Origin of the sequence: Streptococcus sp. F0442 (assembly GCF_000314795.2) — a bacterium.
GTDB lineage: Bacteria > Bacillota > Bacilli > Lactobacillales > Streptococcaceae > Streptococcus.
In genome coordinates this window covers 284,712-306,181 of sequence record NZ_KB373315.1, presented here as the reverse complement: position 1 = coordinate 306,181, position 21,470 = coordinate 284,712, and the positions used below count along the sequence as shown (strand labels likewise).

Here is a 21,470-nt window from a genome sequence, read left to right as displayed (position 1 = left end):
TTCAACAGCTTTTCTATATGTTATATCCTCATCTTTGTATCCAAGCACGTATACCTTCTATTTTAACATATTCAAGCCCAAAAGAAAAAGGCTTTGAGAGCCTTTTTCTGCGAATCTTTAGTGTGTCCTATATAAAAATTTTAGAGCTAGATATAGCCTTCATTTATTTTTACGATTTTGCGAATTCAGTGCTGTCGACGTAAAAGCGTGTTTTATGCGTTCCACCCTTGTAGTCCTTATTGTTTCGTCTCAAGATAAAGCGTCTGTATGGTTCAGAAGTCCCTTGGATCGATGTGGTCACTTCAACTGAATCTTCATTGATCACCCAGACATCCGGTGAAGGAATTTCCATCGGTGGCATCGCTCCCCCACGACCGCCAGGAACAACTTCATAGAAGGCCTTGTCTTTTGTCGAATAGATCCAGCCGTCTTTCTTTTCATTTGTAAGCTGGATCAGCTTGTCTTGTGAAAGACTGCGGATAGAGTCCGATGTCTCTTCTGCGTTCAATTTATTAATGATATCTTGCAGATTATAGGTTCCCGGCGTGTAAGTATTGTAGTAATCAATGAACATATCTTGCGAGTAGCCTTCAACTGCACTGTGGTCATTGTTCAACTCCAGCAAACGAGTCGGTTGCACCTGAAGTGAATAGGTCAAAGACGCACTGTTTTCAATAATCGAATAGATATCCGCTTGGTCCTCTTTTGACAAGGTCCCAATGGCTTCTTCGTCCTTTTCATCTGACTGCTTTTCTTCCCTCATCTCTTTTTCTTGGGTCTCACCAGAAGACTTCTTGACGGATGAAGATCCTACTGGAGCATGCTTACGCTCATAGCGTTTCGGAGCACAGGCTACTAGGGAAAGTAATAGGGTTACAGCTAGTAAATAGGTTCCAATTTTTTTCATGTTTGTCTCTTTTTTTCTTAGTTCACACGGTAGTACAAGTCGTTGCCATTCGTCACATCACTCTTACTCCAGTATATGGATTCACTTCCACCTTCTCTTGAAGGAATGAAGAGAATTGGCGTTTCGTTCGTTGCTCCAGGCATGCGACTAAGCCCATGTAAATTACCTTCTTTGAAGTAAAACTCAGAAAATTGAACGCCAGTGAGAGCACTACCATTGACCTTCACAATTCCTTGCGCATCAAACTCAATACTAGTTCCGTGCTTATTTTTCCATACTCCTGCTACACTTGAGAAATTTCCAGCTTTAATTTCTTCTAGATTCATTCCAGTCTTTGTAGCGGCAGGCGCTGAAGCTGATTCAGCATTGCCACTCACGCGCGATGTAAATTCAAGGGCGATCCAGCCTTGTCCGGATTCCAATTTACCCCAGGTATGGCCATCTGCCTCTACAGTTTCCGTAATGGTGTGAATACCTTTTGCGATCATTCCTGCAGAGGGAGCTGAGGTCGAGGGTTCTTTTCGAATGCGAAGATCAGCTACGCTAACTTGCACTTGTAAGCTTCCAAACTTTTTCTCTTCCGTTTTCGCTGTTGATTTGGAGTCTCCTGAACCATCAAACGTTTTCCAGTCAAGCTTACTAAGGTCCAACTTCTTGGCTGAAATCCCAAGAGCCTGTTCTGCTGTTTGATCCCCACCAATTTGAATGGTTGCTCTCTTTTCTTCCTTGGCTTCCCCTTTTCCTAGCGAATAAAGGCTCAATTCCATTTCTGGATTAATAGATTGCCAAGTGGCGTAGACGATTTGTCCATTGTCAAAAACATCTAAACTGGAGCGATAGCCACCAGCAGAAGCCACATAGGCTACATGGAGCAAGGTCGGATGCTTATCTTTCAAATAATACACAGCAGCAATCGTTTTACCATCACCAATCAGCAGTTCGTCACTACCATCTTGATTGAGATCCCAAAAAGCATAGTGCCACTCATTGGTGCTCCCAAGTGTTTGAAGGTTAAAGACATAGGCATATTCCTCTGAAGTCGCATCGATCTTCTTCAGTTCATTTTGTAAAGCCGTTTGATCCTGAGCAGTAATCGCAACTGCATAAGCCTTGTAGCGGTCTAACACTTCTTGATAGTTCTTTTGTCCTGTATCCTTCTTTTCTTTTTTGACAGTTGATGACGTTGCTGTCTTCGGCTTACTTTGACGCTCATAACGTTTGGGTGCACAGGCGACTAGAGATAGAACAGACACGCCTGCTAATAGTGTAATCATAACCTTTTTCATAAAAACCTCCTCATATCTATCCTAGTATATCAAAAATGGTTGATTTTTCCAGCTCTTTTCAAGATTTTCACACAAGCATTTTCCCCTCTCCCTCTATGTTTCTGCCCTTTTTTCTGCTATACTTAGTATAGTTATTTGATCAAAAGGAGAATACTATGGAATTAAAAAAACGTTCTGAATTTCCTGAGAATGAACTCTGGGACCTCACAGCCCTCTATCAAGACCAGGAAGACTTCTTGCGTGCCATTGAAAAAACGCGCGAGGAAATCAATGAATTTGTCCGCAACTACAAGGGCAAGCTCCACACTTTTGAAGACTTTGAAGCTACCTTTGCGGTCTTTGAACAAATTCAGATCCAACTCAGCCACATTGGTAACTACAGCTTTATGCCACAAACCACTGACTTTGGCGACGAAGCTTTTGCAGAGATTGCTCAAGCGGGGATGGATTTCGAAACTTGGGCAAGCGTCGAACTTTCCTTCTTTGATGATGCTTTGGTAGAAGCGGATGAAGAAGTCCTCGAACGCCTGGGACAACTCCCTCACCTCACTTTCGCCATTCGTCAGGCTAAAATCAAAAAGGCTCACTACTTGGGAGCTGATGTGGAAAAAACTTTGACCAACCTTGGTGAAGTCTTCTACGGACCGCAAGACATCTATACCAAGATGCGGGCAGGTGACTTTGAAATGGCTGATTTTGAAGTAGATGGAAAAGTTTACAAGAATAGCTTTGTCACCTATGAAAACTTCTACCAAAACCATGAAAATGCAGAAGTCCGTGAAAAAGCCTTTCGTTCCTTCTCAGAAGGTCTCCGCAAGCACCAAAACACGGCTGCTGCTACCTATCTAGCCCAAGTCAAGTCTGAAAAGCTGATCGCCGATATGCGGGGCTACGACTCCGTCTTTGACTATCTCTTAGCTGAGCAGGAAGTGGATCGTGCCATGTTTGATCGTCAGATTGACCTAATCATGAAGGACTTCGCTCCAGTAGCTCAAAAATTCCTCAAACACGTGGCCAAGGTCAACGGTCTTGAGAAAATGACCTTTGCTGATTGGAAATTAGATTTAGACAGTGCGCTCAACCCAGATGTTACTATTGATGACGCTTATGACTTGGTCATGAAATCTGTGGCTCCTCTTGGCGAAGAATATTCCCGCGAAATTGCCCGCTACCAAACCGAACGTTGGGTCGACTTTGCGGCCAATGAAGGCAAGGATTCTGGTGGCTATGCAGCCGATCCTTACCGTGTCCATCCTTATGTCCTCATGAGTTGGACAGGACGGATGAGCGATGTTTATACCCTGATCCACGAGATTGGACACTCTGGTCAATTCATCTTCTCAGATAACAACCAAAGCTACTTCAACGCCCACATGTCGACCTACTATGTAGAAGCTCCTTCTACCTTTAACGAGCTCCTCCTCAGCGACTACTTGGAACACCAGTTTGACGACCCTCGTCAAAAACGCTTTGCCTTGGCTCACCGTTTGACAGACACCTACTTCCACAACTTCATCACCCACTTGTTGGAAGCAGCCTTCCAACGCAAGGTCTACACCCTGATCGAAGAAGGTGGTACCTTCGGCGCTAGCAAGCTCAATAGCATCATGAAGGAAGTCTTGACCGAATTCTGGGGCGACGCTGTTGAAATCGATGACGATGCAGCCTTGACCTGGATGCGCCAAAGCCACTACTACATGGGGCTTTACAGCTATACCTACTCAGCTGGCTTGGTTATCTCAACAGCGGGATACTTGCATTTGAAGAACTCCGAAAATGGAGCCAAAGATTGGCTGGACCTCCTCAAATCAGGCGGTAGCAAGACCCCACTTGAGTCAGCCATGATTATCGGAGCAGATATCTCAACCGACAAACCACTTCGCGATACCATTCAGTTCTTGTCTGATACGGTTGATCAGATTATTGCTTACAGTGCAGAATTGGGAGAATAAGTACAATTTTTAGACTTAGTTTATTCTAAGTCTGATTTTTTAATTAAATATCACCAGTTAGTGATTGAAAGCACTCTTATATTGTGGTATGATTATTGTGAAAAACATTACTAAGTTTGGAGAAAAAAATGAAAAAGTTTGTCGATTATATCATGGCTCAACCAGTTTGGAAAGTCCTTCTTTGTGGTCTCGGAATCCTCTTTATGATTTTTAATCCCAAGATCATTCTCCCACTCCTCTTTTTTGGTGGTATAGGATTTGCATGGTATTTTGCTAAAAAGAAACCCAACGCTACTAAAAGAAATATCGCTGCTATTGCTTCCGTTCTTGCAGTCGGAGGCACCTACTTAATCAATCCCAATATAGCTTCCACTAAGCAAGAAGAGCAAACTCAAGCTACTCATTTTGCATCCACTCCGTCTAAAAAAGACGAAAATGCCAAAAAAGAAGCTGAAGCAAAACGTGAAAAGGAAGCAGAAGAAAAAGAGGAATCTGAGAAAGAAAAAGCAGAAAAAGAGAAAAAAGCAAAAGAAGAACGCGAGAAAAAGGCGAAAGAAGAGCAAGAACGAAAAGAAAAAGAAGATCGCGACAAAAAAACGAAGGAAGAACAGGAACGAAGGGAAAAAGAAGAACGAGATAAGAAAGAGGCCGAAGCAAAACAACTTGCTGCTCAAGCTGAAGCTGCCGTACAACAACTAGAAAATAATCAAATTCAAGATAACGTTGCTCCAGCCCAAGCTGCCATCGCAAATGTAGCGGACCAAGGAACAAAAGACCGCTTAACTCATCGTGTTGGATTAGTACAAAATGACATTAACGTCAGGGCACAACAAGCTGCTGAAGCTGAACGAGCTCGACAAGCCGCAGCCGCTGAACAGGCCAGACAAGCTGCAGCTGCCCAACAAGCGCAGCAACAACAAGCATTTGTCACACAACCTCAACAAGGGGGCTATCGAAATTGTAGTGAAGCACGCGCCGCAGGGGCTGCACCGCTATACAGAGGAGCCCCTGGTTATAGCGCTCGCTTAGATAGAGATGGTGACGGTGTTGCTTGTGAATAAGAAAATTCTGACCCTCCTTTTTTCCATTTGTACAATCTCTCTGCTTGCTATTTTATACTTGAATTTCAAAAAGAGAGAAATTATTATCCCAGGTTCTTACAAGGAAGCAATGACTTACGTCAAAAAGATTCCGCTATCTGAAGTACAAGAGAAAATCAACAACAAAGAAGATTTCATCCTCTTTATCGGTCGCGAATCCTGCCCATACTGCCAAAAATTTGCTCCCAAATTAGCAGTTGCTATTCAGAAAACGAATCAGACCGTTTATTACCTTGATAACGATTCTAAAGAACGAAAAGAGATCACCTCCTTTGCTCATGATATGAATGTCAAAACAGTACCAAATTTATCATCTTTTAAAAAAGGTAGTAAAGAAAACTATTTAACAAAAGGTAGTAAATCAAGCATTGATGAAATCATAGAACTCTTGACTCAATAATCCAATTTAAAAACATCTATACAAAAAAAGCTAAAGAATCATTTTCTTTAGCTTTTTTCCTTTTTAACTTAATTCAACTCAGCAATAATTGCCTTAATTTGTGCTGCAGTATGCACACCTGCTACTTGTTTGACAACTTGCCCATCTTTTTTAAAGAGTAAGGTTGGGATGGACATAATGCCGAAAGCACGCGCGGTTTCTGGATTCTCATCCACGTCCATTTTAACGATCTTCAACTCATCTTCCGAAAGTTCTTCCGATAATTTTTCTAGGATAGGAGCTTGCATGCGACATGGACCACACCAGGTTGCCCAAAAGTCTACCAAGACCAATCCTTCTTTCGTTTCTGCTTCAAATGTTGCGTCTGTAATTGCTTTTACCATTGTTTTTCTCCTTTAGTTTTTGTATTGATCGAGATCTTGCTTCATCAAATAGAAGAAGACATCTCCGTAAGTTCCATGGTAATCGAGTTCGTGCCCATTATAGGTCAATTTTTGTACAGGATAGTAATCCGCTACACCAATCAAGCAAGTCTGTTGGGAGCGTTCAAACTCTTCATAGGAATCAAAATGCATGACTCTTTCTTGCTTTGCACCATCTAGATATGTAATATCAATCATAGCGATAACCTCTATTTCTTAAGATGTATCTATTGTAACTCTCTTCATTACATCTGTCAAACAAAACGACTTCCTCAGAATGATGGATCTTGTGCGATAAGGAAAAGACAACAAAACAAAAAATCTCCCCGAAGGGAGATCGATCTGGTCTATTTTACCTTACGATGCTAGGAACCGTAGCCGAAGATTATACTGGATAAAACCGTTCTAGAAAAGGCGACGAACCGAAGATTGTAGGCTCTATCGTGCCATTTTCATACATGATGTATAGTCCAAGTGTAATGAATACTAAGGGCACAACGATTCGCTCATATTTTTCAATTGTCTCGGATATTAACGGCATAGAGGATAGCACACGACTAAGCTCGCAAAAGATAATTATGCCGATTGCAAACACAAGCAACGCCACGAGTGTCTGTGACCAATCTAACGAAGCAAAATAAGGTATATAGATACCTAAATTATCTCCGCCAGACGCAATTGTCAGCAATGTAACTGTCCAAAACAGTTGATTTGCCTTGCTTTGTTCAAATCTTTCAATAATTTCCTCCTCTTCTTCCTCACCTTCTCCAACAATTGCAAAGCGAATCCCTAAATAGATAGGGATTAAACCAAGCAATCCAACCATCCATGCTTCAGGCATGAAATTGACGACATAAGCAGCAACTAAACTCGCCCCTACAAGTAAGCCTGTGCCTAGATATTGCCCCGCATAAATATGCCATTTCTGTTTATTCTGTGATAGCTGTGCAAATAAAATAATTAAAATAATTAAATAATCGATACTGGTGGAAATATAAACACCAATAGCAGATATGATTGTCTGTCCCATAAAAAAACTCCTGTATTAGTCAGTAATAAATCAGCAGATTTTAGGGAAGCACAGACACATTAATTTAGCTATCGCTAGTGGGTAATGTCGAACGTAGGAAAGCATTTTATTCCTCCTCAAAACGTAGTTACAAAGTAATTTCTAACTGGAATTCGGTGACTACTTCCATGTAAAGTATAACCCACTATACTTTACTTCGTAAAGTGTGGGCTCTCCGAGGGGGCTTGCAGACTGCTACCATTTGAGGTTTTTGTAGTCTCCAAAATTGTGACCGATAAAACTCGATAAAAAAGCCCTCTGAATTCAGAAGGCTCCATTCTTGCTGGATAAAACGTTTCTAGACAAGGCGCCGAGCCGAAGATTGTACTGATGGTACATCGAGGCGAAGTCAACGAAGTATAGAAACGTTTTAGACGCAAAATTAACGACGAAGTCCAAGAGAGTTGATCAACTCACGGTAACGGTTAACGTCGTTGGTACGAAGGTAAGCCAACAAGTTACGACGGCGACCGATTTTCTTCATCAAACCACGGTAAGTAGCGTGGTCTTTTTTATGTTGTTTGATGTGGTCGTTCAAGTGGTTGATTTCCCAAGTAAGGACAGCAACTTGAACCTCTACTGAACCAGTGTCACCTTCGTGACGTGCGTATTGTGCAATGATTTCATTTTTTTTCTCTTTTGAGATTGCCATGATAAGCTCCTTTTCTTTATGCTCTATCCGAGTGGCAGGTCTGGCATCGCCCGCTACCAAGAAAGAGTTAGTTGTCTATTCGACCTATTCATTCTACCAAGATTTCATCTTTCTGTCAAACACTTATGTTTCCTTCCAGATGAATTTTTAAGGGCAGATCCATTTTACAAAAGCCCATTCCTTTACTCTACGTTGAACCCTCAGGAAGTTGAACGATTTAACCCTATCATTCCTCGAACAAAGAGATTTTAAAAGACAAATATCTTTTAGAATATTTGCCTTTTAACTGTATGAATCTTATTTTTCTTTTCGTTTACCACGCAAGAGCAAAGCCAAAGCAAAAACTGCTAAAAGTGCACCGAGTATGGTCAACCCGTATGCAACAACTTCACCAGTTGATGGGAGAATTTTTTTCTTTCCTTCTCTTGGTGTGGTTGGAGTTTCTGGTTTCTCCGGTGTGCTTGGCGGAGTTGTTGGAGGTGTTGTCGGTGGTGTCGTTGGCGGTGTACTTGGTGGAGTGGTTGGAGGTGTTGTTGGTGGCGTATGACGGTTAGTTACCGTGAAACCATCAATAGTTGTTGTATAACCAACTACTGGATCCTCTGTAATGGTGTAAGTAATCTTCTTACCTTCCTTGTATACGGGTAGATCCGTAAAGCTTGCCTGCCAATTATCAGTAGCTGTGATTTCTTTTACAGCTACTTCTTGACCATCCGCAAGGAGACGAACTGTGATTTTTTCAGGACGAAGACCATCTTTGTTGGTTGCGTCATCCCAGATCTTCTTAACCGCTACTTCCGTTACTTCTGGCGTGCGGCTATTAGTGATCACTACATTTCCCTTGTTACTGTCATCAACCGTACTAGTATAGCCTTTGACTGTTCCAACTTCTTTCACTTGGTACTGAATCTCTTTGCCTTTCGCTTTTAGAGGCAAATTGCTAAAGGTATGAGTCCAGTTATTTTTAGCAGAAAGTTCCACTTCTTTTCCTTGAGCTTTGCCGTCTGCATAAAGCTGTACCTTAATGGTGTTTGGACGTTTTCCATCTTGGTCATTGTTGTCTTCCCAACGTTTTGTAACAGTGACGCTGGTTTTACCTGGCTTGTAGCTATTGGTAATAGTTGTTCCATCAATCGCAGCAGAGTAATTGGCTACTGTGTCTTCTGTGACTGTGTAGACAATTTGTTTACCGTTATTGTATTTTGGAAGATTGGTAAAGACTGTCTTCCAATCAGTCGCTGCACTTAGCTCTTGGCTAGCTACTTCTGTACCATCTGCAAGGAGACGAACAGTGACCTTGTCAGGACGAACGCCATCTTGATTATCATTATCTTTCCAGATCTTCGTTACTGGAATTTCAACAACTTCTGGTGTACGGCTATTGGTAATATTGGTTCCTTCGATAGTTGTTTCATAGCCTTCAACAGGTTCTTCTAAAACAGTGTAGGCAATGACATTACCAGCATCATCGACCACATCGAGATTATCAAACTGATAAGCCCAGGTTCCTGCAGCATCTGGTTTCACTTCTTTAGAAGCAACTTTAACTCCATTTGCTAGGAGGTTGACGGTGATTTTTGATGGACGCTTGCCATCTTGGTTATCATTATCATTCCATGTCTTTTGACCAGCAACGCTTGTTTTTTCTTTTTGGTTTACGACATCACGAGAAATCGCGAGGTCATTTCCAAAATCATCCTTGCTGATCTTGATAGGTTCTTCAGAGAGCACATAGCCTATCGGAGCTTGAATTTCTTTAACCGTATAAGCCTGCTTGATCAAGCCCGTAATGGTGCCAACACCATTCTCATCTGTCGTAATGGTTCCCACTTGCTCACCTGTATCATCTGCTGTCACAGCAAAAACAGCACCTGCAAGAGCCTGACCATTTTCACCTTTTTTGTGAATTGTGAAGGAGTATTTCTCCCCATTGAAGTCTCCATCAAGGAATTGATACAGAATATCTGCAACCTTATTTTGCTCCTTGATTTCTGTAGCTGTCATCTTCGCATTGTTTTTGTAGGAAGTATTGATGGCTGGGACCTTGTCCAAATAAACATCATAGCGAATCGTCATTCCTTGTTCTGGAGCTAGATCTCCAATATGAACCGTTAGAGAACGACCATCGGCACTGACAACAGGGGAATAATTTTTAGTGACATTTGTGGTGTCTCTTAAGTGATAGGCACCATCTTCGTTATCGATCTGCCAAGTTCCAGTATGGATGTTGATAGAATCTGCTTTGATTTTTCCATCTGTAAAGGCCAATTGGTCCTTAATATCAATATTATGAAGAGCTGTGTGACCTTGATTGATGTTCAAGGTATAGGTCAATTTTAATTTATCATCTGAGTTAGTCCAGCCCCATTTGCTAAAGACTTCTGGAGTTGGAGGATACTCCCCCGGATTCACTCCTTTGTAATCGATATTCCCACCTGAAATAACGTTCTTATCAACCGTAAGAGTGAAATTGAGGGTCTTTTGTCCTTTGACAACTTGGTGATCTACACGCGCAAAGAAACGCAGTTTCCCTGTCACATTGGCCATTCTTTCAGGATAATCCGTATAGGTTACAGTGATGACTTTTCTTTGATCATCTACCGTTGCTGTCGCAACTTTTTGACCACTTGGATCCAGCAGGTCGATGGTGTCCGTTTCAAAGACCTTAAAGTCATCTCCAAGTTTAATGATGGTCTGATCTCCCGCTTTTACACGTCCATTCGGCAGGACAAAGTTTGCTTCAACTTGAAAGCTTTCCCAAACACCGAGTGGATCTGTAATGGCCCCACCAGTTGATTTGGAGATAGTTACAGATGACACGACATCATTGATCGTATCTGCATGAACTTTAGCGAGACTATTGGGTTTGGCAAATCCTAAAGCCGCTACCAAAAATAGGACAACTGCTATCACAACAGAATAAAGCCTCTTTTTCATAAACGATTTTTCTCCTTTTTCTACGTTTACTAGATAAGGTATGTGAGTCGAAAAATTATCACTACATATTGTGATTTTATACACAACCCATCTTTTTTCATTATAATCGATTTACTTTGAGAAGACAAGCTAATATATATGCTTTTTGTATTTTAAGTACATTTTTTTGATACAAAGAAAAATAGCAGTCTGTAAGAATCAGACTGCTTTGTTTTTTGCTTATAAGGGAACTCCAAACACCTCTAGGGACTTGAGTTCAGAGGGCTTGAGTCTCCGCCACTCCCCCAATTCAAGAGTGGGATCCAGACTCAGAGGACCCATGGAGATGCGCTCTAAATCCACCACTTCCTTGCCACAGGCAGCGACCATGCGCTTGACCTGGTGAAATTTTCCTTCTGCGATGCGGATCTGAACCAAGCAAGTCTTGGCTTCTTGATCAACTTCCAGAATCTCCAACTCAGCTGGCAGAGTCGTGAAATCTTTCAACTCTATTCCTGCTTTGAATCGGACGACATCTTCCCGGGTCATGATTCCAGTCACATGAGCGCGGTAGAGTTTATCCACATGCTTCTTTGGGGACAACATAGCATGAGCCAACTTCCCATTATTGGTCAAAAGTAGCAAGCCATGGGTATCGATATCTAGCCGTCCGACAGGAAAGACTTCCTTATGACGAGCTGTCTCATCCAATAAATCCAGCACAGTTTGGTGATGGTCATCCTCTGTAGCGGAGATGACCCCAGCTGGTTTATTGAGCAGATAATACACGAAGGTTTCATGGACCAGGTCTTCCCCCATAAAGGTCACCTGATCCTTGGCTGGATCAATCTGTAGTTTCCCTGCTGTCTCTTTTTTTCCATTCACTGTAATTTTCTTTTGCTTGAGGAGTTGCTTGACCTCGGTCCTACTCCCCACGCCACAATCTACTAAAAATTTATCTAAGCGCATGATCTCTTCTCACCCTTTCGCACAATCCAAAGGCCAAAAAAGGAAACCAGGATCATGAGGATACCAGAAAATCCAAAAATAAAGGCAGGAGCTGAGGAAACAGTTCCTAAGAGGCTGAGAACAAAGGTCGTCGCGATCGAACCTGCACTACACCCCAAAATCGCAATGGAAGTTGCCTGACTTAGTACTCCAGCGGGCATCTGATCAGATATGACATTAAAAACAGTTGTGAGAGCTACACTATAGGCAAAGCCTGCAAGGACGGTCACAATGGCAAGCATCCAGAGATTGGCAGAAAGCCCGATCAACATTTGGGTCAAGCCATAGGCCACTCCCGAAACGAGCAACAAGCGATCGCGGAAGAGCTGGGTTAATGGGGAGAAGGCTAATCCTGCAAGAATCCCGACAAATTGCATAGCTGCTAAAATAAGCCCTGCAGTTTGGGCAGTGCCATACCCAACTTGCTCCACCACACTTGGAATCCGAACAGTAATCATGACATTAGATAAGACGATCGACGCCGCAACAACAGCTAAGCCTAGTGCCGTCCGCCATTGACTAGCTGTCATCTGATCATTCCGATGTTTCTCCTCTGCATCCACTGTTTTCGAACCATAAGGGACAAATAAGAGATACAAGAGCAAGATAGGAATACTGATTCCATAGACGAGAAAGGCAGCCTGCCAGCCAAAGCGGATCAAAAGGCTAACCCCAAAGGTCAGAACTGCTGTCCCGACAACTTCTGCAGAGCCACGAATGCCAAGGGTTTGGACACGTTCTTTCCCCTTGTAACGCTCACTGATAATAGCGATGGCAGATACATTGAGCAAACCGACCGCCATCCCAAAAATAATCCGAGATAAAAAGACAACCGGATAGGCTGGACTGATCAAGGGAATAAAGCCACACAGGGCGTACGCAACTAAGCCTATCACAATCATCTGACGCTCTGAAAACAGGCGCCCAATCCATTTATTGAAGATAAGTGAAACCATGATCCCTGCTGAAGGAAGCGAGACCAATAGCTCAATCATGCTATGAGGAATTCCCTTGTAATAGGCAAACATGGCCGACTGCGCACTCGAAATCGAAAACGAGGTCGTCAAAATGAATGAAAGCGCGAGAATACTCACTTTCTCCATGATTCTTTTCATTATATTATCCTTTAAACTAATCTTTTTTCACACTCCTCCTATAATAACACGAGCTAGTGACAGGACGCAATAGATTGAATTAAAAAAACGAAATGATTTCTCTATCATTTCGTTCGTGCTAGTAATTGTGAGGCGAAGACTCCTGTTCCAACCATCAAAACGCCAATCAAGACAAAAAGCAGGTGATTGGAAGGAGCTAGTGGCGTCACCAACTGGATGAAGAAAGAAGAGAGGGCTGATCCGAGATTGCAGCCAATCAAGACAAGCGAGGTCGCAAGGTTCAGGAGATCGGTTGGGATTTTTTCAGATAAGTGATAAAAGATACTGGTGACCCCCGTACTGTAGGTAAATCCTGCTAAGAGGGTTCCTAGAACCAAGCTCCACAGCTGTACGGACAAGCCAATCAAGGCCAGAGCTAGTCCGAAACCAAAGCACATGATCATGAGCAAGTTCTTTTTGAAAACATGTGTCAAACTAGCAAATCCCACTCCTGCTACAATCCCTGTCAATTGCATCAGACTCAAGACGGTTCCTGCTGTTGTCGCTGTTCCCATACGAGCGTCAACAATGATATCCGGCACGCGCAGGCTAATGATGGAATTGAAACAAATGATGATACCAGCAATCACGGCTAGCATCAGACTAAAACGCCATTGAGGGGAGCGAAGGCGTGCGGAACTTTTCTTTTTCTCCTTCAAGCTAGCCTGTTTTTTCCCCTTAGGATAAGGGACAAAAAGGATATAGAGGAGTAAAATCAAGTAACCACCTCCATATACAGCAAAGATCGCTGGCCAGCCTAGGGGTAAGAGTTGTCCAACAATAAAAGTCAAGATGGCTGAGCCCACCACTTCAGCAGACCCCCGATAGCCCAGCATCCGAGTCTTGTCATTGCCTGAGTAGCGTTCACTGATAATCGAAATAGCCTTGGCATTGATCATTCCTGTCCCCAAACCAAAAACCAAACGACTAAGAAAGATGAGAGGATAGTCCTGCACAACCAAAGGCAAGAGGCCACTAGTTGAAAAGAGCAAAAGCCCTGCGACAATCATCTGGCGCTCACTCATCCACCGCTCGATCAGGCTATTTAAAAAGAGCATGGCTACGACCGCAAAGGCCGGCAGGGAAACCAAGAGTTCCACCTGGCCTGCTGAATATCCGAATTGGCTAAAATAGGCCTTCATAGCCGGCAAACCGGCTGTAATTGAAAAGGATGAGATCAGCATGAGCGACAAACTCAAGAGACTGATTCTTTCCACTGTTTTTTTCATTTTTTATTTCCTACACTTTACTGGTAATTTTTTGATTTCACTAACTTTTTCAGAAAAGATTTAAACTAGTATTTTCAATAGAATCCTAGTATAATCAATTTAGAAAGAGAAAAACAGGACATTTGTCCTATTTTAGGAGATTGAGATGAAAAAAATTTCCCCATCTACGAAACTCATGGAGATCATCACTGACTACCAATTGAATCAGATCTTTCCAGGTGACTGTCTTAGTCAGCTAGACCTCGTTCTCTATCAGGCTGGAGAGTATATCTGCCGCCAGGGTTCTGACCAAGATGTCATTCCTTATTTTCTCAAGGGCCGGCTCAAGATCGTCCACAGTCTTGAAAATGGTAGCGACACCATCCTTGAAATCCAAGAAAAACCTGGACTCTTAGGAGAGATTGAGCTCCTGCTCGATCGGGTCTGCATCACATCGGTCATTGCAGACCAAGACTCACTAGTCGTTCAGCTCTCTGCTCGGCATTTCAAGGACCGACTCCTACTTGATCCAACCTTTTTGCGCTCTACTGCCAAGACCTTGGCTGAGAAATTGCACCAGATCAACTATTTGGCTCCTGCCAACTTTCATTATTCGGTCAAGGAACGCCTAGCTACGCATTTTCTGGAGCATTGTGATGAAAATGGGACCCTCAAGCCCAAGATGAATCAGCTGGCCCTGCGTTTTGGGATCAGCTACCGCCACCTTAGCCGTGTCATCAAGCAGATGATCGACGAGGGCTTAGTCCAAAGAGAAGGGCGAGTCTATACGATTTTAGATGCAAAAAGGATGAATGATTTGTCCATCAAACATGCGGAAACCGCCGACAGATAACTTTAATTTTAGGCTCTTTTGTGTTATCATGGAGGTTAGAAAGAAAGTGAGAGTAAAACGATGAAAGCAATTGAAAAAGTTACAAGAGCATCCCATTTGATTGATATGGATGACATCATTCGCGAAGGAAATCCAACACTTCGAGCTGTTGCGGAAGATGTGACCTTCCCTTTGTCTGATCAGGAAATTATCCTAGGTGAAAAAATGATGCAATTCTTGCACCATTCTCAAGACCCTGTTATGGCTGAAAAACTTGGCCTCCGTGGAGGAGTGGGACTCGCTGCCCCTCAGCTGGACATCTCGAAACGAATTATCGCTGTTTTGGTTCCCAACCCAGAAGATGCCGATGGTAACCCACCAAAAGAAGCCTATAGCCTTCAAGAAGTCATGTACAATCCAAAGGTTGTCGCCCATTCTGTGCAAGATGCGGCTCTTGGAGACGGGGAAGGCTGTCTCTCTGTAGACCGAAACGTCCCAGGCTATGTGGTTCGCCACGCCCGCGTGACTGTCGAGTATTTCACAAAAGATGGGGAAAAGAAACGCATCAAACTCAAAGGCTACAACTCCATCGTTGTTCAACATGAAATCGACCACACCAACGGCATCATGTTCTATGACCGCATCAACCCAAACAACCCATTTGAAATCAAAGAAGGCCTCTTGATTTTAGAATAGCGTAACTGTCAAAAATACCTAACTGAGGAAGCTCTCGGTTAGGTATTTTTTTGTTATTTTTTGCCTTGCCTTTTATTCGAAAACTTGCGCATGATAGAGCGCACTGTACTGATAAATAGATCAAGCACGATTATATAAACTAAAATTCTTACTCCCCACACTAGCCAAAATGGATATTTTATACCTGGTTTAGAATATCCTGAATTATAGGCAATTATTGTAAAGGACAGAAAAACTAAAATTTCTAATAAAATACGATGTTTAGCTTTTTTCAGACTGAAGCCTTTCAACCAATCCCATAGTAAATCCCACAACGTCGGATTATCCTTAGGTTCATCTTCCCAGTATTCCTTACTTTTCGTTTTCAAATACAAGAGGTAGCCCACTTCTGTTAACAACTGAGTAAAGGCATAGCTGAATAATATGCTTACGGATACTCCTAGCACCACTCCAAAATAACCAGTAAGAGTCGCTCCTATCATGAAGCAGACGAAGATGATCGTTAGGGCATTGCTACTATAACTACTTGATTTTGCGAAATAATTTCCCAAGGTTCTAGTTGGTGAAAAGCCAATCTTTAACTGCTTCTTAAGCCAAAAATAATGATAAATAAAGCCCAATAAGGTACAAATCACAAGAAAAGGAATAACGATGAAACCATATTTCGGGAAACCTACTTCAAATTCCTTATTTGCCAGAGCAGAAACAATGATGAGCAAGCCCATGACTTGGAGCGATAAAAACATTCCTGCATAGGTGAATAAGAGTAGAGTCGTTGACAATACTTGTCTTCTATATATAAATGCCCCCATTAACGGTAAGAAAAATGCAATAATATGGTAAAGACAATAGACAACGAGGATATCAAAAAACCAATGACTAAATGGTTTTATACCTTTCGATACATCATACGAATAAAAGCAAAGGATTTCAATTGCGAACAGAAATACGCCTGCCAACGAATTGATCATCATAGCCGCAGAAGCGCGTGTATTGGCTAAACTTTTAAAATAGACTTTATTAGCCTGCTCAATATCAACTTTCTTTTCGTTTTTCATGACATGCTCCTTTCTAGGAAATTATTCCAGGGGCTCTTCTAAACTCTACAAAAGCAAGAAACTTTCAAAACCATCTTATCTACTCATGACAAAACATACCTTCCATCATACCTGATTTTACTTTGATGATCAAGTTTTGACCAAAAAAGTATCCAACTTCTTAACAGTTGGATACTTTTTACCTTTTTATTTGTTAGCGCAGTGGTTGATTGGAACTACTCCTACCTGCGGTACTCGTACTTCTTGATCAACTGGGCGGGGGGACTAAAAAGGTCCGGTGGACCTTTTTTGCCCGAGCCTTAAATCCAAAAAGCGAGGTAAAAATCAAACTCTTCGAGTTACCGATTTCTGTCTCTTAGCACAGTGGTTGATTGACGGTACTTGAACCTTTCGGTTCTTCGTCCAGTCTAATCAACTGTGTGGGGGCAGGACTACGAAATCGAGACTGCGTCTACCGATTTCTGTCCTGCTCCCTATATTGCCCAATCTCCGTTGCGGAAGACTGGAACGCGGGTACCGTCTTCTCGGATGCCGTCGATATCCATTTGGCTTGAGCCGATCATGAAGTCGACGTGGACGTCTGAGCGGTTGAGGCCGGCTGCTTCGAGTTCTTCTTCTGTGAATTCTGCGCCACCTTCTACGCTGGTGGCATAGGCTGCCCCGATGGCCAAGTGGTTAGAGGCATTTTCATCAAAGAGGGTATTAAAGAAGGTAATGCCTGATTGGGAAATTGGACTTGGATCTGGTACGAGGGCACATTCCCCCAAGGCACGCGCTCCCTTGTTTTTGAAGACCAAATCTTTCATGACTTGATCGCCTTTTTCTGCTGTGATATCCACAATTTCTCCATTTTCAAAGGTCACTTTGATGCCTTCGATGATGTTCCCATTGTAGCTAAGCGGTTTTGTGGAAGTGACATAACCTTCTGCACGACGGAAGTCAGGAGCTGTAAAGACCTCTTCTGTCGGCATATTTGGCAAGAAGCCTTCGCCTTGGGCATTGATAGCTCCAGCAGATTCCCAAACATGGTTTTTCGGCAAGCCAAGGGTCAAATCGGTTCCTGGTGCTGTGTAATGAAGGGCTGAGAATTGTTCTTTATTAAGCATCTCCGCCTTGCTCTTGAGAGTAGCTGCATGCTCTTCCCAAGCCTTGACTGGATCTTCTTCGTAAACCCGGCAGGTCTTGAAGATTTGATCCCATAGGAGATCCACTGCTTCTTCATCGCTCGCCGCATTTGGGAAGACCTTTTTCGCCCACTCTAAACCAGCTGCTGCAGCCACTGTCCAGCTGACCTTGTTGGATTGAGTAGCGATGCGCATTGGTTTCATAGCCATTCCCAAAGCCTTGGCAGAAGCAGACAATTTCTCTGCATCGACACCATTTAAGGCACCTGGATCAGAAGAACGGACACCAAGACGACTCGCTTTGTTTTCAAGAAGGTAGTTCATCTCTGCAATCTTGTAGTCAGGCACGTTGTCCAAGCGATCCATCGGTGCATGGAGGAATTTTTCCCGGGTCGTAAAATCATCTGCCCATTGGACAATCACTTCGTGCGCACCCAAGGCATAGGCTTCCTTCACAATCAAGTGGGCCAATTCTCTTTGCTCCACATCGATGTTCAAAGCCAAGGTATGGCCAGGTTGCACGTTGATGCCGTTTGCCACCAACAATTTTGCGTATTTTTCTAAGTTTTCTTTAAAATTTGGTAAAACCATTTTTTTCTCCTTCATAAGTGAATGATCTTCTCCTAGTATACCACAAGTCCATGCAAAAAGGATTCCGCTCCTGCAGAATCCTGATTCTTCTTTCTCGATCAAGGAAGAACATAGCCTTGATCATCCACGGTATGGGGATGTCCAGAATTGCCATTCTCCCTCAAGGCTTCCAAATCTTGATCCAAAATCGAATTGTAATCCGTACTACCTTCACGGGTTACTCGCGTCGATACTTGGCGCAAGAGTTTTTCATTAAGATTGCGAACCCAGCGACCATTACTATGATCATTGGCACGCATATAATTTTCTCTGACGATCTCTCCATAAAGAGCTTCATTGACTTGGTAGCCTTGCTTGCGCAATCCCAACAGACCGATCTCGACGATCTCATCTGGACTGTAGTCTTCAAAGTCAAAGACACTTGGAATCCGGCTTTGCAGCCCTGAATTGACCTGCAGGAAGTCGTGCATCTCTTTTGTATAGCCAGCAAAGATAATAACGATATCGCGACGGTGGTCCTCCATAAATTTAAGGACTTCGTCCAAGGCTTCCTTCCCGAAATCATCTGTTGAACCGGTAAAGAGCGTATAGGCCTCATCGATAAAGAGGACGCCACCTAGTGCACTTTCTAGGACTTCGCGCGTCTTCAAGGCCGTTTGACCTTGGTAGCCTCCAACTAGATTGCTCCGCGAAACTTCGATGAATTTCTTCTGCTTGATAACCCCCTTTTGGAAGAGGATATTGCCCAAAATGCGGGCCACGGTGGTCTTCCCTGTACCGGGATTTCCAAGAAAGAGGGAGTGCAAAGTCGTATCTTCGACGATGCCACCTTGTTCAGCCCGTTTTTGATTGAACTCAGCCATGGCCACGAATTGTTCGACTTGCTCTTTCACCTTAGCAATTCCAACCAGACGGTTGAGGGCAGCCATTCCATCTTCTTCCTTATCGGCTCCTGCCTGGTACTTACCTTGGTTAAGGACAGCATCGATATCGCTATTGAGGATGGTCTCAATATCATCGGAACCTTGGGCCACCACCCGATCTGCCATGGTCTTGGTCAATTGCTCATCCAGGTTACGGATCCAGCGACCATTGCTCTTATCTAGCGAGCCATCATAAGCCCGCTTAACATGCCGCGCATAGTAATCCCGGTCTTCGAGCTTGTAGTCTCCTTTCCTTAGGATCATTTCGCCCAGTTGGACAATCTCATCTCCCGTGAAATCTTCAAAGATGAAATTATTTGGCACCCGAGAACGAAGGCCTGGATTGGTCTTTAAGAACTCTTCCATTTCCTTGGTATAGCCGGCAAAGATGATCATAATGTCATCGCGATTATCCTCCATAAATTTGAGGATGGTATTGATCGCCTCGATCCCAAAATCTGCGCCGCTGTCCTTCTTATCCAAGCTATAGGCCTCATCAATAAAGAGAATCCCCCCACGCGCTTTTTCAAGCAGGGCCTGGGTCTGTTCAGCCGTTCCTCCAATATTCGAAGAGATCAGATCGGACTCCGTTGCTTCCACAAAACGGAATTCCTCCCCTGAGAGGACACCTGCATCAAAGAGCACTTGTCCCAACAGACGGGCTACCGTGGTCTTCCCTGTACCAGGGTTTCCCATAAAGGCCGCGTGTAAGGTTTGCTTTTCAGGAGCCTTACCACTGGCGATTCGTTTCTTGTTAAATTCCACCATGTTGATCATTTTCTTGATCTCATGTTTGACTTTTTCAAGACCAATCAGGCTATTGAGTTCTTGAAGAGCATCTTGTTTCTTCTCTGGTCCAGAGTCTCTTGCGGTGGTTGGAGCCACCGTTGCATCCGTCGCCTGTCCCGTAGGAACGACTTGCGCATTGCCCTTGGCCACTTCTCTACCGACAAGATAGTCACAACCATCCTCGATTTCCTTGGTCAGATCACGCGCATCGCCCTGCCTATAGGTTATGGTGCCTGCCTTCACAAAGGCCCCACTTTGGAGTCGGATATTGGGATCCGCAATCTTATGGCAAATCAGATGCTCAGCCATCAACACACTCTCATCAAAAACTCCAAATGAAATGGTTTGGGTATTCTCATTCAAGAAAGTCGTTTCTCCAGTCAAAGAAGCAAATGATGCTTCATAGACGCATAAACATTCTGAAAATGTAGCCTGGTGAGCTCGGATCATACTATTGTATGAATTGATGGAGGTCATACGATCCGAATCCGAATTGAATTGAACATTATTGTCAAGACAGACCCCAGTCCCCGTAGGTAGCTCAATTTTACAGTTTTCAGACTCCCAAATGACATTCCTCAACCAAACTGGTGGAAAATCATTTTCCAGATCCCCGCCTGTAATCGTTGAATTTTTTGCGATCACTTCTGAGTCCTTGGCATGGATCGTATTATTCTCAAATTTTTCAATTTGGACATTTTCTAAGGTCAACTTGGAACCTTCTGATAGTTCTATCTTAGAAAAAATCGTTGAATTGCGAATGGACAATTCCGAAGCGGACATACCGATGGCACTTTGGTGTTTTTCCGGAACCTTCATTCCGACTCCTTCCAAAGTCATTTTCGAATTCGTATCCATATAGATAAAAAATTCATTATTTGTTGGAGTGGTTGCTTCAAAATAGACCTGTTTACAGGTGATGTCTGAGCCATTCCATAAACTCAAAGTAGTATAATTTCCACCAACTTTAAACCACAAGTCTTCAAACATCACCTGAACTCCTTCTACAAATCGGAAGGAAGCCTCAATGATGTTGTTAAACATGCGCCCATTGCCATTTGGATTTGGGACTACATGCCCCACAAAATGAAGGTTCTTGTCGATCTCGATCACTTTATTTGTCGGCCATTGAAAGACATACCCATTTTCAAACTCGATGGTATCCCCATCCTGCGCTTTTTCAATCGCATCCATAAAGTTCCAACTATTGTTGTAAGGCCCTACTAAATATCTTGCCACGCGCTTCTCCTCTGTTTCATTTTTTTGGAAGAACATCCATTGTATTTCTGTTTCCTTGTTACAAACACTTGTCACTAAAAATTGTAACACAATCCAGATCCAAAGAAAACACTTATCCGGTCTGAACGGACTTAAAAACCTCTA

General features: G+C 43.1%; 18 protein-coding genes. 5 read left to right on the top strand and 13 right to left on the bottom strand.

The window, feature by feature from the left end; translation table 11 throughout:
• Positions 1 to 169 precede the first annotated feature (169 nt).
• Complete coding sequence (locus HMPREF9186_RS07910; RefSeq protein ID WP_009732184.1) at positions 170 to 907, bottom strand: hypothetical protein; 738 nt, start codon at positions 905 to 907, stop codon at positions 170 to 172.
• A gap of 17 nt (positions 908 to 924) precedes the next feature.
• Positions 925 to 2,193: a DUF6287 domain-containing protein gene (locus HMPREF9186_RS07905; RefSeq protein ID WP_009732183.1), complete on the bottom strand. Its 1,269-nt coding sequence runs from the start codon at positions 2,191 to 2,193 to the stop codon at positions 925 to 927.
• A gap of 155 nt (positions 2,194 to 2,348) precedes the next feature.
• On the opposite strand from HMPREF9186_RS07905, the gene pepF reads away from it, so the two are divergent.
• From pepF to HMPREF9186_RS07890, 3 genes are all read left to right on the top strand, one after another.
• Positions 2,349 to 4,145 (top strand): oligoendopeptidase F, encoded by a 1,797-nt coding sequence (gene pepF / locus HMPREF9186_RS07900; RefSeq protein WP_009732182.1) that lies wholly within the window; start codon positions 2,349 to 2,351, stop codon positions 4,143 to 4,145.
• 128 nt (positions 4,146 to 4,273) lie between these two features.
• Complete coding sequence (locus HMPREF9186_RS07895) at positions 4,274 to 5,206, top strand: excalibur calcium-binding domain-containing protein (protein ID WP_009732181.1); 933 nt, start codon at positions 4,274 to 4,276, stop codon at positions 5,204 to 5,206.
• A 109-nt stretch (positions 5,207 to 5,315) separates the two neighbouring features.
• A complete protein-coding gene (locus tag HMPREF9186_RS07890) occupies positions 5,316 to 5,645 on the top strand; it encodes a thioredoxin domain-containing protein (protein WP_232198440.1) in 330 nt (109 codons plus the stop codon).
• A gap of 68 nt (positions 5,646 to 5,713) precedes the next feature.
• Here HMPREF9186_RS07890 and trxA read toward each other — a convergent pair whose 3' ends face one another.
• The 8 genes from trxA to HMPREF9186_RS07850 all read right to left on the bottom strand — a co-directional run bounded on the left by trxA (position 5,714) and on the right by HMPREF9186_RS07850 (position 14,095).
• Positions 5,714 to 6,028 (bottom strand): thioredoxin, encoded by a 315-nt coding sequence (gene trxA / locus HMPREF9186_RS07885; RefSeq protein WP_009732179.1) that lies wholly within the window; start codon positions 6,026 to 6,028, stop codon positions 5,714 to 5,716.
• A gap of 12 nt (positions 6,029 to 6,040) precedes the next feature.
• A complete protein-coding gene (locus HMPREF9186_RS07880; protein ID WP_003010037.1) occupies positions 6,041 to 6,265 on the bottom strand; it encodes a DUF4649 family protein in 225 nt (74 codons plus the stop codon).
• Positions 6,266 to 6,452: 187 nt separating this feature from the next.
• A complete protein-coding gene (locus tag HMPREF9186_RS07875) occupies positions 6,453 to 7,097 on the bottom strand; it encodes a CadD family cadmium resistance transporter (RefSeq protein WP_009732178.1) in 645 nt (214 codons plus the stop codon).
• Positions 7,098 to 7,518: 421 nt separating this feature from the next.
• Positions 7,519 to 7,788, bottom strand: coding sequence for a 30S ribosomal protein S15 (rpsO, locus tag HMPREF9186_RS07870; protein WP_009732177.1), 270 nt, complete (start codon positions 7,786 to 7,788; stop codon positions 7,519 to 7,521).
• Between the two features lie 297 nt (positions 7,789 to 8,085).
• Positions 8,086 to 10,725, bottom strand: a complete 2,640-nt coding sequence (locus HMPREF9186_RS07865; RefSeq protein ID WP_009732176.1) for a Cna B-type domain-containing protein — start codon at positions 10,723 to 10,725, stop codon at positions 8,086 to 8,088.
• Between the two features lie 219 nt (positions 10,726 to 10,944).
• Positions 10,945 to 11,673, bottom strand: coding sequence for a pseudouridine synthase (locus HMPREF9186_RS07860; protein ID WP_009732175.1), 729 nt, complete (start codon positions 11,671 to 11,673; stop codon positions 10,945 to 10,947).
• Positions 11,664 to 12,827, bottom strand: a complete 1,164-nt coding sequence (locus HMPREF9186_RS07855) for an MFS transporter (protein WP_009732174.1) — start codon at positions 12,825 to 12,827, stop codon at positions 11,664 to 11,666. The genes HMPREF9186_RS07860 and HMPREF9186_RS07855 overlap by 10 nt, the downstream gene beginning before the upstream one ends.
• A 104-nt stretch (positions 12,828 to 12,931) precedes the next feature.
• On the bottom strand, positions 12,932 to 14,095 hold the full coding sequence (locus HMPREF9186_RS07850) for an MFS transporter (protein ID WP_009732173.1): 1,164 nt from the start codon (positions 14,093 to 14,095) through the stop codon (positions 12,932 to 12,934).
• 145 nt (positions 14,096 to 14,240) lie between these two features.
• Between HMPREF9186_RS07850 and HMPREF9186_RS07845 the strand changes: the two genes are divergently transcribed.
• Positions 14,241 to 14,927, top strand: a complete 687-nt coding sequence (locus tag HMPREF9186_RS07845) for a cyclic nucleotide-binding domain-containing protein (RefSeq protein WP_009732172.1) — start codon at positions 14,241 to 14,243, stop codon at positions 14,925 to 14,927.
• A 60-nt stretch (positions 14,928 to 14,987) separates the two neighbouring features.
• Positions 14,988 to 15,602, top strand: a complete 615-nt coding sequence (def, locus tag HMPREF9186_RS07840) for a peptide deformylase (protein WP_003004253.1) — start codon at positions 14,988 to 14,990, stop codon at positions 15,600 to 15,602.
• A gap of 53 nt (positions 15,603 to 15,655) precedes the next feature.
• Here def and HMPREF9186_RS07835 read toward each other — a convergent pair whose 3' ends face one another.
• From HMPREF9186_RS07835 to HMPREF9186_RS07825, 3 genes are all read right to left on the bottom strand, one after another.
• Positions 15,656 to 16,660 (bottom strand): hypothetical protein, encoded by a 1,005-nt coding sequence (locus tag HMPREF9186_RS07835; RefSeq protein ID WP_009732171.1) that lies wholly within the window; start codon positions 16,658 to 16,660, stop codon positions 15,656 to 15,658.
• Between the two features lie 473 nt (positions 16,661 to 17,133).
• A complete protein-coding gene (locus HMPREF9186_RS07830; RefSeq protein WP_009732170.1) occupies positions 17,134 to 18,375 on the bottom strand; it encodes an aminopeptidase in 1,242 nt (413 codons plus the stop codon).
• Positions 18,376 to 18,473: 98 nt separating this feature from the next.
• A complete protein-coding gene (locus HMPREF9186_RS07825; RefSeq protein WP_009732169.1) occupies positions 18,474 to 21,326 on the bottom strand; it encodes an AAA family ATPase in 2,853 nt (950 codons plus the stop codon).
• Positions 21,327 to 21,470 lie beyond the last annotated feature (144 nt).

What these genes read in the sequence shown, in the direction of transcription:
- pepF (WP_009732182.1), top strand. Translation starts at nt 2,349, where the DNA reads ATGGAATTAAAAAAACGTTCTGAATTTCCTGAGAATGAACTCTGGGAC.
- rpsO (WP_009732177.1), bottom strand. Translation starts at nt 7,788, where the DNA reads ATGGCAATCTCAAAAGAGAAAAAAAATGAAATCATTGCACAATACGCA.
- HMPREF9186_RS07865 (WP_009732176.1), bottom strand. Translation starts at nt 10,725, where the DNA reads ATGAAAAAGAGGCTTTATTCTGTTGTGATAGCAGTTGTCCTATTTTTG.
- HMPREF9186_RS07910 (WP_009732184.1), bottom strand. Translation starts at nt 907, where the DNA reads ATGAAAAAAATTGGAACCTATTTACTAGCTGTAACCCTATTACTTTCC.
- HMPREF9186_RS07905 (WP_009732183.1), bottom strand. Translation starts at nt 2,193, where the DNA reads ATGAAAAAGGTTATGATTACACTATTAGCAGGCGTGTCTGTTCTATCT.
- trxA (WP_009732179.1), bottom strand. Translation starts at nt 6,028, where the DNA reads ATGGTAAAAGCAATTACAGACGCAACATTTGAAGCAGAAACGAAAGAA.
- HMPREF9186_RS07855 (WP_009732174.1), bottom strand. Translation starts at nt 12,827, where the DNA reads ATGAAAAGAATCATGGAGAAAGTGAGTATTCTCGCGCTTTCATTCATT.
- HMPREF9186_RS07850 (WP_009732173.1), bottom strand. Translation starts at nt 14,095, where the DNA reads ATGAAAAAAACAGTGGAAAGAATCAGTCTCTTGAGTTTGTCGCTCATG.
- HMPREF9186_RS07830 (WP_009732170.1), bottom strand. Translation starts at nt 18,375, where the DNA reads ATGGTTTTACCAAATTTTAAAGAAAACTTAGAAAAATACGCAAAATTG.
- HMPREF9186_RS07875 (WP_009732178.1), bottom strand. Translation starts at nt 7,097, where the DNA reads ATGGGACAGACAATCATATCTGCTATTGGTGTTTATATTTCCACCAGT.
- HMPREF9186_RS07880 (WP_003010037.1), bottom strand. Translation starts at nt 6,265, where the DNA reads ATGATTGATATTACATATCTAGATGGTGCAAAGCAAGAAAGAGTCATG.
- HMPREF9186_RS07895 (WP_009732181.1), top strand. Translation starts at nt 4,274, where the DNA reads ATGAAAAAGTTTGTCGATTATATCATGGCTCAACCAGTTTGGAAAGTC.
- HMPREF9186_RS07890 (WP_232198440.1), top strand. Translation starts at nt 5,316, where the DNA reads ATGACTTACGTCAAAAAGATTCCGCTATCTGAAGTACAAGAGAAAATC.
- HMPREF9186_RS07835 (WP_009732171.1), bottom strand. Translation starts at nt 16,660, where the DNA reads ATGAAAAACGAAAAGAAAGTTGATATTGAGCAGGCTAATAAAGTCTAT.
- HMPREF9186_RS07860 (WP_009732175.1), bottom strand. Translation starts at nt 11,673, where the DNA reads ATGCGCTTAGATAAATTTTTAGTAGATTGTGGCGTGGGGAGTAGGACC.
- def (WP_003004253.1), top strand. Translation starts at nt 14,988, where the DNA reads ATGAAAGCAATTGAAAAAGTTACAAGAGCATCCCATTTGATTGATATG.
- HMPREF9186_RS07845 (WP_009732172.1), top strand. Translation starts at nt 14,241, where the DNA reads ATGAAAAAAATTTCCCCATCTACGAAACTCATGGAGATCATCACTGAC.